We start from the raw sequence: 12,831 nt of genomic DNA, 5'->3' as shown, positions 1-12,831 counted from the left end.
AAGACCCGCGACTCGGACATAATCGGGGGCATGGACCGATACGAACGCATCACCGCCCTGCATCGTCTGCTCAAGTCCGCACGCTATCCGGTGACGGTGGCGACCCTGCAGGACAAGCTCGGTTGTTCCCGCGCCACCGTCTACCGCGACCTGGCCTTCCTGCGCGATGCGCTGATGGCACCGATCGAGGGTGACGGCGAGGCAGGTTTCCGCTATCACGCCGACGAGAGCGACCGATTCGAACTGCCCGGCCTATGGCTGAGCTCGGAGGAGCTGCACGCCCTGCTGGCCTCGCAGCACCTGCTGGCGCGGACCGGCGGAGGCGTCCTGTCGTCCGTGCTGGCGCCCCTGCAGCAGCGCATCGAAAGCCTGCTGGCGGCGCAGGCGGGTGTTTCCAGCTGGCCGGTGGACCGCGTGCGGGTCATCCCGCACCGCGGCCGCAAGTTCGATGAAGGCAGCTTCCGCAGCGTGGCCTCGGCCGTGCTGGAACGCCGCCAGCTCGCGTTCGAATACCGCGCCCGCTCCACCGACGAGCCGACCAAGCGTACCGTTTCGCCGCAGCGCCTGACCCACTACCGCGACAACTGGTACCTGGATGCCTGGGACCATGACCGCGAGGCCCTGCGCAGCTTTGCGGTCGACCGCATCCATAGGGCACGGGTGATCGACAGCACTGCCCGTGACGTCGCCGACAGTGAACTGGACGAGCAGCTGGGCGCCAGCTACGGCATTTTCTCCGGCGCTCCGAAAGGCTGGGCGACCATCCTGTTCAGCGCCAAGGCCGCGCGCTGGGTGGCCGACGAACACTGGCATTCCAAGCAGCAGGGCCGCTTCCTGGCCGATGGCCGCTATGAATTGAAGGTGCCGTACAGCGTTTCGCGCGAACTGCTGATGGACGTGCTGCACTATGGCTCGGATGCCGAGATCGTCGAACCGATGATGCTGCGCGAGCAGGCCAAGGCGTTGCTCGAGCTGGCGCTGAGCAACTACGAAAAATCCTGACATTTCCTCCGAGAACCCAGTCCCCCATGAAGAAGACCCTGTTGCTGCCCCTGCTCGCCGCTGCGCTGGCCCTGACCGCCTGCGGCAAGTCCGGCGAGCCCTCGCAGAAGCTGGTGGTGGCCGCCACGGCCGTACCGCATGCCGAGATCCTCGACGTGGTCAAGCCGCTCCTGAAGCAGGAAGGCGTGGACCTGGACGTGCGCGTGTTCAATGACTACGTGCAGCCCAACGACCAGCTGGTGCAGAAGCAGGTGGACGCGAACTACTTCCAGACCGAGCCCTACCTGGATGCCTACAACCGCGACCGCAAGACCGACCTGGTGAAGGTGACCGGCGTGCACATCGAGCCGTTCGGTGCGTACTCGCGCAAGATCAAGGCGCTGGCCGAGCTGCGTGAAGGTGCCGACGTGGTGATCCCGAACGATCCGAGCAACAACAGCCGCGCGCTGATCCTGCTGCACAAGGCCGGCGTGATCGAGTTGAAGGACCCGGCCAATGCGCTGTCGACCCAGCGCGACATCGTCGCCAACCCGAAGAAACTGAAGTTCCGCGAGCTGGACTCGGCCATGCTGCCGCGCGTGCTGGACCAGGTCGACCTGGCGCTGATCAACACCAACTACGCACTGGATGCCGGACTCAACCCGACCCAGGATGCGCTGGCGATCGAGAGCAGGGATTCGCCGTACGTGAACTTCCTGGTCGCGCGCCCGGACAACAAGGACGACGCCCGCGTGCAGAAGCTGGCCAAGGCCCTGACCAGCCCGCAGGTGAAGGCGTTCATCGAGACCAAATACAAGGGCGCGGTGCTGCCGGCGTTCTGACCGCGCTGATCCCCTGACGATGCCTGTGGTGGGTGTCGACCTTGGTCGACACCGCCTCAATCGACGTGGAAGGCGAGGGTGGCGGCCACTGCCTGCTGCCACCCGGCATACAGCTTCTCGCGCCGGGCGGCGTCCATCCGCGGCTCGAAGCGCCGGTCCAGGCCCCACTGTGCGGCGATCTGTTCGCGGCTGGTCCAGAATCCCACCGCCAGGCCGGCCAGGCAGGCCGCGCCCAGCGCAGTGGTTTCGGTCAGCCGCGGCCGCAGCAACGGCACGCCGAGGATGTCGGCCTGGAAACCCGCCAGGAAGTCGTTGCCGATCGCGCCACCGTCGGCGCGCAGTTCGGTCAGCGCAATGCCGGCATCGGACTGCATCGCATCAAGCACGTCACGGGTCTGGTAGGCCATCGCTTCCAGCGCTGCGCGCACGAAGTGCGCCTTGCCGGTGCCACGGGTCAGGCCGAACATCGCGCCACGCACATCACTGCGCCAATAGGGCGCACCGAGGCCGACAAATGCCGGCACCAGGTAGGCACCGCCACTGTCGGGTACCTGCGCGGCCAGTGCCTGGCTGTCACTGGCGCGTTCGATCATGCGCAGCCCGTCGCGCAGCCACTGCACCACCGAGCCAGCGATGAAGATCGAGCCTTCAAGCGCGTATTCCACGCGCCCGTCCAGGCCCCAGGCGATGGTGGTGAGCAGGCCGTTGCGCGACCGCACGGCCTGCGCACCGGTGTGCATCAGCATGAAGCAGCCGGTGCCATAGGTGTTCTTGACCATGCCCGGCTGGAAGCAGGCCTGGCCGAACAGCGCCGCCTGCTGGTCGCCGGCGATGCCGGCGATCGGGATCGGGTGATCGAAGAAGAACTGCGGCCGGGTATGTGCATACACGGCGCTGGAGTCGCGCACCTGCGGCAGCATCGCGCGCGGGATATCGAGCAGGGCCAGCAGGTCGTCGTCCCAGTCCAGCGTGTGGATGTTGAAGAGCAGGGTGCGCGCGGCGTTGCTGTAGTCGGTCACATGGGCCTGGCCACCGCTGAGGTTCCACACCAGCCAGCTGTCGATGGTGCCGAACAGCAGCTCGCCCCGCTCGGCGCGCTGCTGCGCGCCTTCCACGTGGTCGAGGATCCAGCGCACCTTGGTCGCGGAGAAATAGGCATCGATCAGCAGGCCGGTCCGTTCGCGGATCAGTGCTTCATGCCCTTCGGACTTCAACCGCTCGCAGAGGGCATGGCTCTGCCGCGACTGCCAGACGATCGCGTTGTGGATCGGCTGGCCGGTGGCGCGGTCCCAGACCACGGTGGTTTCGCGCTGGTTGGTGATGCCCAGTGCGGCGATATGGCGCGGGTCGATCTGTTCGCGGCTGAGCAGTTCGGTCAGCGTCGCATAGACGCTGGTGAGGATTTCGCGCGGGTCATGCTCGACCCAGCCGGGCTGCGGGAAGAGCTGCGCGAACTCGCGTTGCGCGCTGCCGACCACCTCGCCGGCGCGGTCGAACAGGATCGCGCGCGAGCTGGTGGTGCCCTGGTCGATGGCCAGCACGTAGCGGGGCGTCATGCGGCGTCTCCGGTTGGGCGGTCAGGGTAACTTACCTCAGGTTTCTGTAGAGGCGAGCCATGCTCGGCTGCTGTACGCGGGAACCGTCGGGCCATGCCCGGCTGTTTCTGCACAACGCAGCCGAGCGTGGCTCGGCTCTACCAGGTGGGTTGCCTCATCCACGCCTGCAGCCTGGCCACCTGCGCCGCATCCAGCCGCAACCCTAGCTTGCTCCGTCGCCACAGCACGTCCTCGGCATCCAGGGCCCATTCGTGGTCGCGCAGGAAAGCCGCTTCCCGCGCGTGCAGGCCACCACCAAAATCCTCGCCAAGATCGCCCATGCCCTGCACGCCGTGCAGCAGGTCCGCGCTGCGACTGCCGTAGGCCCCCGCCCAGCGCCGTGCGATCTGCGCGGGCAACCACGGTGCCAGTGCCCGCAGGCGGGCGTGCGCCTGCGCCGCGTCGCCCCAGTCGCTGCCCGGCAGCGGGTCTGCGCCTGCGGTCCACGCCGGGCCCATCTTCGGCAGGGCGGGACGCAGCAGGTCCAGCGCCTCTTCGGCCAGTACCCGGTAAGTGGTCAGCTTGCCGCCCAGCACATGCAGCGCCGGTGCTGGCTGCTCCTGCAGCTGCAGGCGGTAATCGCGGCTGAGCTGTGCCGCGCGCGGGTCGGGGTCGGCCAGCAGCGGGCGCACGCCGGCGAACTGCCAGACCACTTCTTCCGGTGCGATGGGATCACGCAGGTAGCGATTGGCCGCTTCGCACAGGTAGCTCACCTCGGAAGGCAGCACGCTGCACCGCGCCGGGTCACCGCGATAGTCGGTGTCGGTCGTGCCGACCAGCAGGTGGTCGCCGGCGAACGGCAGCAGGAACACCACGCGCCCATCGGGCTGCTGCAGCAGGCAGGCGCGGTCATCAGGCCAGTGCCGGCGCAGCACGATGTGGCTGCCCTGGACCAGGCGCAGGGCGGGGCCAGCGCTGCGCACCTGCATCCGTTCCAGCAGTCCGCCGGCCCATGGGCCGGCTGCATTGGCAACGGCGCGCGCAGTCACGTGCTGCTGCTGGCCGTCGGCGGCTTCCAGTACCGCCCGCCATCGGCCCTGCACGGGGTGCAGGGCGATGCAGCGGCTGCGCACCCGCACCTGTGCGCCTCGCTGCGCGGCATCGAGGGCATTGAGCAGTACCAGCCGTGCGTCATCGACCTGCGCGTCGGCGTAGCTGAAGGCCTGCCGCAACGAGGAGGACAGCCAGCGCCCCAGCGGATCGCGCTGCAGGTCCAGCGCGCGCGACGCGGGGAAGGCCGGGCTGCGGCGGCCCAGGTGGTCGTACAGCCACAGTCCCGCGCGCAGCATCCAGCGCGGTCGCAGGTGCGGCTCCCAGGGCAGGACGAAGCGCAGCGGATGGACCATATAGGGGGCCTGCCGGCGCACCACCTCGCGTTCGCCCAGCGCCTTTCGCACCAGTCCGAACTCGCCCTGCTCCAGGTAGCGCAGGCCGCCGTGGACCAGTTTGCTGCTGGCACCGGAGGTGTGGGCGGCGAGGTCGTGCTGTTCGCACAGCAGCACCCGCAGGCCGCGACCTGCAGCGTCACGGGCGATGCCGGCGCCGTTGATGCCGCCACCGATCACCAGCAGGTCGACTTCCTCCATCGCGCCTTCGCACCCTGTTTGTGTAGGGCCGAGCCCATGCTCGGCTGCTTTCCCGATAGTCGAGCATGGCTCGACTCTGCGAAAGGCGTCGAGCATGGGCTCGACTCTACAGAACGATGGTGACGGAAACGACGACGGGCCCCGAAGGGCCCGTCGCATTGCATCACTGAAGCGGTACTGCCTGGATCAGAAGCGGGCGCCGATGCCGAAGCCGACGGTCCACGGATCCATCTTGGCTTCGCCGATCTTCTCGCCGCCGACCTTGATGTCCGGGCGCGAGCGCATGTAGCGGGCGTCAGCACGGGCGAACCAGGTCGAATTGATGTTCATGTCAACGCCGACGGTGCCGATCACGCCCTTGGCATCCTTGAAGCGGATGTCGCTGTCGGTGCCGTTGCCCAGCTTCTCGTTGCTGAAGCTCGACTGGTAGTAACCGACGCCCACGAACGGACGGAACACGTTGTCAGCCTGGCCGAAGTGGTACTGGCCACTCAGCGCGACCGGCTGCTGCTCGACCGAGCCCAGGCGGGCATTGTTCGGGCCCTTGAACTTGTTCTCGAACTTGTCGGCGGCGCCCCACAGCTCAACGGCCCAGTTGTCGTTGATGTAGTAGCTGAAGCTGACGGTCGGCGCCGGGCCGCCATCGGTCTTCTTCACGCCGGTGATCGGGTCGTTCTTCGGTTCCAGCAGCGAGATGCCGCCAACCACGGCAAAATGCTTGCCCGACGCGGTGTCGGTGCTGCTGCTGTCCTGGGCGAAAGCGGCCGGCGCGAAGGCGGCGGAGGTCAGCAGGGCGAGACTCAGGATACGGATGGAGCGCATGGGGGTATCTCCTAGATGTTTCTTGTTTTGGGCCCCCGGTTGCGGGGCGAGCACACCGTAGTCGCCCCAACATGAATCGAATCCGACGCACGTTAAAAAATAGTTTCCTTCGTTCAGCGACCGGTGCGAAATGCCTGTATTCATGGGGTTTTCGGCCCCCGCTGACATTCATGCAGTTGGAGGAGGCGTGAGCGCAGCAACGGTGTGCATCGGCCTGCAAGCGCAGGTGAACGTGGATTGCCGGGTGTTGCTGCTGGGCTCGATGCCCGGCGCTGCGTCGCTGCAGGAGCAGCGCTACTACGCTCATCCCCGCAACCGCTTCTGGCCGTTGATGGCGGACCTGTGCGGTTTCGACGCAGGCCTGGTCTATGAACAACGGTTGCAGGCACTGCAGGCGGCCGGTATCGGCCTGTGGGATGTGATCGGCCGATGCGAGCGCCGTGGCAGCCTGGATGCGGACATCGTGCGGGGCACGGAAGTGGCCAATGCGCTGCCGGCATTGATTGCCGCGCTTCCCGGGCTGGAGCTGATCGGCTGCAATGGCGGGGCGTCGATGCAGGCCTTCCAGCGCTGGGTGCTGCCGCAACTGGAGGCGCCGCCGAGACTGCTGGCACTGCCGTCCACGAGCCCCGCCAATGCCGCGTGGTCCTTGCCGCGCCTGCGCCAGGCCTGGCAACCGGTGGCCGCTGTACTGGCGACATGAAGCGGACATCGTCCGGACAATACGCTACCCACTGGTCGCGCCCCGCATCCGGCGGCAACAGCGTGTCCCGGCTGCGTGCGTACTGAAAACACCTGTAACGGTTGGCGCTGGCCCCGGCTGGCCGCACAATAGACGTTTCCCTACACCAGATTGCCGGAGTTATCCCCATGGCCGAAATCAAGGAAGCACTTGTCCCCGATATCGGTGACTACAGCGATATCCCGGTAATCGAGGTGCTCGTCGCCGTCGGCGATACGGTCAGGAAGGACCAGGGCCTGGTGACGCTGGAAAGTGACAAGGCAACGATGGAAGTACCGTCCTCGGTTGCCGGCGTGGTCAAGGACATCAAGGTCAAGGTCGGCGACACCCTGTCCGAAGGCAAGGTGGTGGCGCTGATCGAAGTGGCAGACGGTGAAGCCGCCAAGCCGGCGGCCGCCGCCCCGGCGCCGGCCAAGGCCCCGGCTGCCGCCAGCCAGAGCGCCCCGGCGCCGGCCGCTGCAGCGCCGGCCGCCCCGGCCGCCAGCGGCGGTACGGTCGAGGCCCGGGTACCGGACATCGGCGATTACACCGACATCCCGGTCATTGAAGTCCTGGTCGCCGTCGGCGACACGGTCAAGAAGGACCAGGGCCTGGTCACGCTGGAAAGCGACAAGGCCACCATGGAGGTGCCGTCCTCGGTCGCCGGCGTGGTCAGGGAACTGAAGGTCAAGGTCGGCGACACCCTGTCGCAGGGCAATGTGGTCGCCATCATCGAAGCCGAGGGTGCTGCCGCGCCGGCACCGACCCAGGCCGCCGCCGCCGCTGCGCCGGCCGCTGCCGAGACGGCCACCAAGGTCGAACCGGTCGCGATGCCGGCGCAGCCGGACAAGCTGGCGGCCCGCGATATCGCCTCGGCCGGTACCCCGTCCAGCCCGCCGGTGCAGTTCAACGCCGATGGCGTGCTGCCGGCCAAGGTGCCGTACGCCACTCCGGCGGTGCGCGTGTTCGCCCGCGAGCTGGGCGTGGACCTGCTGCAGATCAACGGCACCGAGAAGGGGGGCCGCATCACCAAGGGTGACGTGCAGAAGTTCGTCAAGGCCGCGCTCAGCGGTGGCGTGCCGGCTGCCGGCGGTGCTGCTGTCGCTGCCGGTGGCGGCCTGAACCTGCTGCCCTGGCCGAAGGTCGACTTCAGCAAGTTCGGCGAGACCGAAGTGCAGCCGCTGTCGCGCATCAAGAAGATCTCCGGCGCGAACCTGGCCCGCAACTGGGCGATGATCCCGCACGTCACCCAGTTCGACCAGGCCGACATCACCGACCTGGAAGCCCTGCGCGTGGCGCTGAACAAGGAAAACGAGAAGGCCGGCATCAAGCTGACCATGCTCGCCTTCCTGATCAAGGCCAGCGCTGCGGCGCTGAAGAAGTTCCCGGAGTTCAACGCCTCGCTCGATGCCAGCGGCGAAAACCTGACCCTGAAGAAGTACTTCCACATCGGTTTTGCCGCCGACACGCCGAACGGCCTGGTCGTGCCGGTGATCCGCGACGTGGACAAGAAGGGCGTGGTGCAGATCGCGCAGGAAACCGGCGAACTGGCCAGGAAGGCGCGCGACGGCAAGCTCGGCCCGGCCGACATGAGCGGCGGCTGCTTCTCGATCAGCTCGCTGGGCGGCATCGGTGGCACCGCGTTCACCCCGATCGTCAACGCACCGGAAGTGGCCATCCTCGGCGTCTCCAAGTCGTCCATCCAGCCGGTCTGGAACGGCAAGGAATTCGCACCGAAGCTGATGCTGCCGCTGTCGCTGAGCTACGACCACCGCGTCATCGACGGCGCCCTGGCCGCACGCTTCACCACGTACCTGTCACAGGTACTGGCCGACATGCGTCGCGTGCTGCTGTAAGGCACCGCTTCGCCCCCACCGTGCGGCCGCAGCCCCTGGCGCGGCCGCGTGAACAGATGCAGTGACAGCCCGCCGGCGCCGCCGGGCGGGCACGAGGAAAACCCACCATGGCCACGATTGAAGTCAAGGTTCCCGACATCGGTGATTACAGCGATGTGCCGGTGATCGAAGTGTTGGTCGCCGTCGGCGACACGGTGAAGAAGGACCAGGGCCTGGTGACCCTGGAGTCGGACAAGGCCACCCTGGAAGTGCCGTCCTCGGCCGCCGGCGTGGTCAAGGAACTGAAGGTCAAGCTGGGCGATACGTTGTCCGAAGGCGCCGTGGTCGTGGTGCTGGAAACCGAAGGTGCCGCTGAAGCCCCGGCCAAGCCCGCTGCGCCGGCCCCGGCGGCAGCCGCTCCGGCCAGCAAGCCGCCGGTGACCCCGTCGCACCGTGCCCCGGCCGAGCCGGCTGCGCCGAAGCCGGCGCTGTCCAGTGGCAAGCCGGCCGATATCGAGTGCGAAATGGTCGTGCTGGGCTCGGGCCCGGGCGGCTATACCGCAGCGTTCCGCGCCGCCGACGTCGGCCTGGATACGGTGCTGGTCGAGCGTTACGCCAGCCTCGGCGGCGTCTGCCTCAACGTGGGCTGCATTCCGTCCAAGGCGCTGCTGCATGCTGCTGCGGTGATCGACGAAGTGGCCCACGCCGGTGATTTCGGCGTCGAGTTCGGCAAGCCGACCATCACCCTGGACAAGCTGCGCGAGTACAAGGAAAAGGTCGTCAACCAGCTGACCAAGGGCCTGGCTGGCATGGCCAAGCAGCGCAAGGTCCGCAACGTGCAGGGCGTCGGCAGGTTTGTTTCGGCCAACGAGCTGGAAATCACCGCCGCTGACGGCAGCACCCAGCTGCTGCGCTTCCAGAAGTGCATCATCGCCGCCGGTTCGCAGGCGGTGAAGCTGCCGAACTTCCCGTGGGACGACAAGCGCGTGATGGATTCCACCGACGCGCTGGAACTGGCCGAAGTGCCGGGCTCGCTGCTGGTCGTCGGTGGCGGCATCATCGGCCTGGAAATGGCCACCGTGTACAGCGCGCTGGGCAGCAAGGTCACCGTCGTCGAGTTCATGGACCAGCTGATGCCTGGCGCCGACAAGGATCTGGTCAAGCCGCTGGCCGACCGCCTGAAGAAGCAGGGCATCGAAGTACACCTGAAGACCAAGGCGTCGGGCGTCACCGCCGATGCCAAGGGCATCACCGTGACCTTCGAGGCGGCCGAGGAAGGCCAGGCGCCGGCGCTGGCGCAAGGCACGTTCGACCGTGTGCTGGTGGCCGTCGGGCGTTCGCCGAACGGCAAGAAGATCGATGCCGAGAAGGCCGGCGTGCAGGTCACCGATCGTGGCTTCATCCCGGTCGACCGCCAGATGCGCACCAACGTGCCGCACATCTTTGCCATCGGCGATATCGTCGGCAACCCGATGCTGGCCCACAAGGCTACGCACGAGGGCAAGCTGGCCGCCGAAGTGGCCGCCGGCCACAAGAAGGAGTGGGTGGCCCGCGTGATTCCGTCGGTGGCCTACACCAACCCGGAAATCGCCTGGGTCGGCGTGACCGAGACCGAAGCCAAGGCGAAGGGCCTGAAGGTCGGCGTGGCCAAGTTCCCGTGGGCCGCCAGTGGCCGCGCGATCGGCATCGGTCGTACCGAGGGCTTCACCAAGCTGATCTTCGACGAGGAAACCCACCGCATCATCGGCGGTGCGATCGTCGGCGTGCATGCTGGTGACCTGCTGGCCGAGATCGGCCTGGCGATCGAGATGGGTGCCGAAGCCGAGGACATCGGCCACACCATCCATGCCCACCCGACGCTGAGCGAGTCGGTGGCGATGGCCTCGGAAATCTACGACGGCACGATCACCGATCTGTACCTGCCGAAGAAGAAGTAAGGCGTCCACGCCGTTTCGAACGAAAAGCCCTGGCATCTGCCGGGGCTCTTTTCTTCGATCAGTGCTGCAGCGAAGGGTGGGGCCGCTGCGCGGGTGGCAGGCATTTCGACAAATGTCCCCCGTCGCCCGCCTGCGGCGGTCGCCTCCTCCTTTACTTTGTCGAAACGCCCGCCACCCGCGCAGCGGCTCGGCTTGCGGACGGTCGAGAGCAGTGCCAAAGCCGCCCGGATGCCCTCTCCCTCCGGCGCTCGACCACGCCTGCGTCTACGGCAACTGCCACCGCGAAGGTCTGGGCCGCTGTGCGGGTGGCAGGCGTCTGGACAAATGTCCCCCGTCGTCCGCCTTCGGCGGTCGCCTCCTCCTTTACTTTGTCCAAACGCCTGCCACCCGCGCAGCGGCTCGGCTTGCGGATAGTCGAGAGCCACAGCCTGGCCCGCCTGGATGCCTGACACGCGGGGGAAGAGGGGCTTGTGTGCGAAGTAAAGGAGGAGGTGACGGCCGTAGGCCGGCGCCGGGGGACATTCGCACGCAAGCCCCTCTTCCCCCAGCGCTCGACCACGCATGCGTCTACGGCAACTGCCACCCACGCAGCGGCTCGGCTTGCGGATAGTCGAGAGCCAGTGCCTGGGCCGCCGGGATGCCTGACACGCGGAGGGAGCGGGGGTTGTGTGCGAAGTAAAGGAGGAGGCGCCGGCCGCAGGCTGGCGCCGGGGGACATTCGCACGCAGCCCCCGCTCCCTCCAGCGCTCGACCAACCCGCTTCTGCTCTTGCATCAGGGCCACACAAAAAACGCGGCCCCGATGTTCCGGAGGCCGCGCCAGGAGAGAGAGAGCGTGGAAGGAGCGGGGGATCAGAACACGAAGCTGACGCCGGCCACCGGGCCCTTGAATTCCTGCTTCAGGCCGATGGTGCCATCGCTGCCCTTCTTGTCCGCGTCGAGCTTGAACCAGTCGTAGCCGGCGAACACACCGAAGTTCCTGGTGAAGCGGTAATCGACGATGGCGTTGGCGCGGCTCAGGTCGCCCTTGTAGTCATCGAAGCTGCCCCAGCGCGTGTTGAGATACTGGCCCTGCAGGGTGATCATCCACTTCTCGGACGGCGTGAAGCTCAGGCGCGCACCGACCACCGGCGCGATGCCGTCGGTCTTCTCATCGAGGAACCGGCCCTGGTACACGGTCCCCAGATCGGCGTAGGCCTTGCTGCTGACCTTGGCGTATTCCGCACCGAGCTGCAGGCCCAGGTCGAATGTGTCGGTATCAACGACCGAGTAGTCATAGACGAGGCTGGCGACCTGGTACTTCAGCTCGCCCTTGACGAAGCTGCCGGCCGGCACGTTGACGTCACCGAAGGAGATGTCCTCGCCGAGGGTCTCGCGGCGATCCTTGTCGTACTTGAAGTAGTTGAAGAGCAGGCGCTGGCGGTCGCTGATGCGGAACATGCCGTCAACGCGCGGTTCCCATTCCTTGCCCCCCAGCTTGAAGTCCTCCGAGAAGCCGATGTCCTGGCCGGCCACGCTGGTCCTGCCGCGGATCGTGTTGTCCGAATCGATGTTCATCGCACCCAGCCGCAGGGCGAAGCGATCGTCGCCTTCGGCGGCATGGGCGGCGCTGGCGAATGAAGCGCCGGCAGCGAGCAGGGAAAGGGCGAGCAGGGTGGGTACGGGGCGCATCGAGGAGTCCTTGCAATGGTTCATCAGGATGAAGGCCACTGTGCCGCGTACCACCGTCCACCATCCGTGAACGTATGGTCCACGGTGTGTGCACGGTTCAGCGCTGTCGCGACGATGCAAAAAGGATGGCCCCGGAGCCGGGCTTCGGGGCCATCGCGGGACCTGCGGGGATGGAGCCGACGAGGTTGCTGCAGGCAGGTCGCAGGGTGGGACCGGTCGCTGCGGCGAAAGTTCCGTGGCGTGCGACCAAAGTTCAATACTGCATTGCAACATCGGATGGACGTCATTGTCCCCCGGGTGGCACGCAAAACTGTAACCGTTACCGCAACTTGCGGCCTTCCGGTATGAACAGGGGGCGGTTGTCTCGCAAATTGTCCCATTGCTATAATTTGGCGGCTCGATGAGGCCCCCCTGCTGTAGCCGCCTCAGCCTTCCACTTGCAACCACGCGGGACGTCCTGTGCTGAACTCCGTTGATGCGGGTCGGCGACTGATGCTGCGCGCCGCGGTCTACCCGCTGGCCGCAGTGGCTGTCCTGGCCCTGGCCTTCCTGCTGGCAGGGCCGAAATATGCCCTCGGCGCGCTGGCGTCCGGCGTGGCGATTTCAGCGGGCGGCTGGGTCGCGGCCCGGATGGCGCTGGGCGGGGGAGCGATGGCCGCGGGGTCGGCGATGGCTCGCCTGATCGTGGCCATCGTGGCCAAGTGGGTGGTGGTTTTCGGCGTCCTGCTGGTGGGGTTCCTGGTCTTCAAGCTGCCTGCACTGGCGCTGTTGGCCGGTATCGCCGTCGGCTTGATGTTCCAGGTCCTGGCCATGGCCAGGCGTTGACAGAATTCAATTAACTG

The 12,831-nt window shown here is 66.9% G+C and carries 10 protein-coding genes; 6 read left to right on the top strand and 4 right to left on the bottom strand.

Annotation, left to right across the window (positions count from 1 at the left end):
• The first annotated feature begins 30 nt into the window (after positions 1-30).
• Positions 31-1,002, top strand: a complete 972-nt coding sequence (locus A9K58_RS08310; RefSeq protein WP_065198921.1) for a helix-turn-helix transcriptional regulator — start codon at positions 31-33, stop codon at positions 1,000-1,002.
• 26 nt (positions 1,003-1,028) lie between these two features.
• Positions 1,029-1,823 (top strand): MetQ/NlpA family ABC transporter substrate-binding protein, encoded by a 795-nt coding sequence (locus tag A9K58_RS08305; RefSeq protein ID WP_065198920.1) that lies wholly within the window; start codon positions 1,029-1,031, stop codon positions 1,821-1,823.
• A gap of 56 nt (positions 1,824-1,879) precedes the next feature.
• Here the strand turns inward: A9K58_RS08305 and glpK are convergent, their stop codons facing one another.
• The 3 genes from glpK to A9K58_RS08290 form a co-directional block, all read right to left on the bottom strand.
• A complete protein-coding gene (gene glpK / locus A9K58_RS08300; RefSeq protein WP_065198919.1) occupies positions 1,880-3,379 on the bottom strand; it encodes a glycerol kinase GlpK in 1,500 nt (499 codons plus the stop codon).
• A gap of 137 nt (positions 3,380-3,516) precedes the next feature.
• Positions 3,517-5,004 (bottom strand): glycerol-3-phosphate dehydrogenase, encoded by a 1,488-nt coding sequence (gene glpD, locus A9K58_RS08295; RefSeq protein ID WP_065198918.1) that lies wholly within the window; start codon positions 5,002-5,004, stop codon positions 3,517-3,519.
• A 186-nt stretch (positions 5,005-5,190) separates the two neighbouring features.
• The gene (locus tag A9K58_RS08290; protein WP_065198917.1) at positions 5,191-5,826 is read right to left on the bottom strand and encodes an OmpW/AlkL family protein; all 636 of its coding nucleotides are present in this window, start codon (positions 5,824-5,826) and stop codon (positions 5,191-5,193) included.
• 187 nt (positions 5,827-6,013) lie between these two features.
• Between A9K58_RS08290 and A9K58_RS08285 the strand changes: the two genes are divergently transcribed.
• The 3 genes from A9K58_RS08285 (at position 6,014) to lpdA (ending at position 10,319) form a co-directional block, all read left to right on the top strand.
• Positions 6,014-6,529: a DNA-deoxyinosine glycosylase gene (locus tag A9K58_RS08285; protein WP_065198916.1), complete on the top strand. Its 516-nt coding sequence runs from the start codon at positions 6,014-6,016 to the stop codon at positions 6,527-6,529.
• A gap of 167 nt (positions 6,530-6,696) precedes the next feature.
• Positions 6,697-8,403 (top strand): dihydrolipoyllysine-residue acetyltransferase, encoded by a 1,707-nt coding sequence (gene aceF, locus A9K58_RS08280; protein WP_065198915.1) that lies wholly within the window; start codon positions 6,697-6,699, stop codon positions 8,401-8,403.
• 107 nt (positions 8,404-8,510) lie between these two features.
• Positions 8,511-10,319, top strand: coding sequence for a dihydrolipoyl dehydrogenase (gene lpdA, locus A9K58_RS08275; RefSeq protein ID WP_065198914.1), 1,809 nt, complete (start codon positions 8,511-8,513; stop codon positions 10,317-10,319).
• Between the two features lie 851 nt (positions 10,320-11,170).
• On the opposite strand, the gene A9K58_RS08270 is transcribed toward lpdA, so the two are convergent.
• Positions 11,171-11,989 (bottom strand): hypothetical protein, encoded by an 819-nt coding sequence (locus A9K58_RS08270; RefSeq protein WP_065199023.1) that lies wholly within the window; start codon positions 11,987-11,989, stop codon positions 11,171-11,173.
• 459 nt (positions 11,990-12,448) lie between these two features.
• Here A9K58_RS08270 and A9K58_RS08265 point away from each other — a divergent pair, with 459 nt between their 5' ends.
• Positions 12,449-12,814, top strand: coding sequence for a hypothetical protein (locus tag A9K58_RS08265; protein WP_196769172.1), 366 nt, complete (start codon positions 12,449-12,451; stop codon positions 12,812-12,814).
• Positions 12,815-12,831 lie beyond the last annotated feature (17 nt).

Origin of the sequence: Stenotrophomonas maltophilia (assembly GCF_001676385.1) — a bacterium.
In the GTDB taxonomy this organism is placed as follows: domain Bacteria; phylum Pseudomonadota; class Gammaproteobacteria; order Xanthomonadales; family Xanthomonadaceae; genus Stenotrophomonas; species Stenotrophomonas maltophilia_J.
Note: the sequence above shows the minus strand (reverse complement) of the source record. Positions and strands in the feature narration are given on the sequence as shown.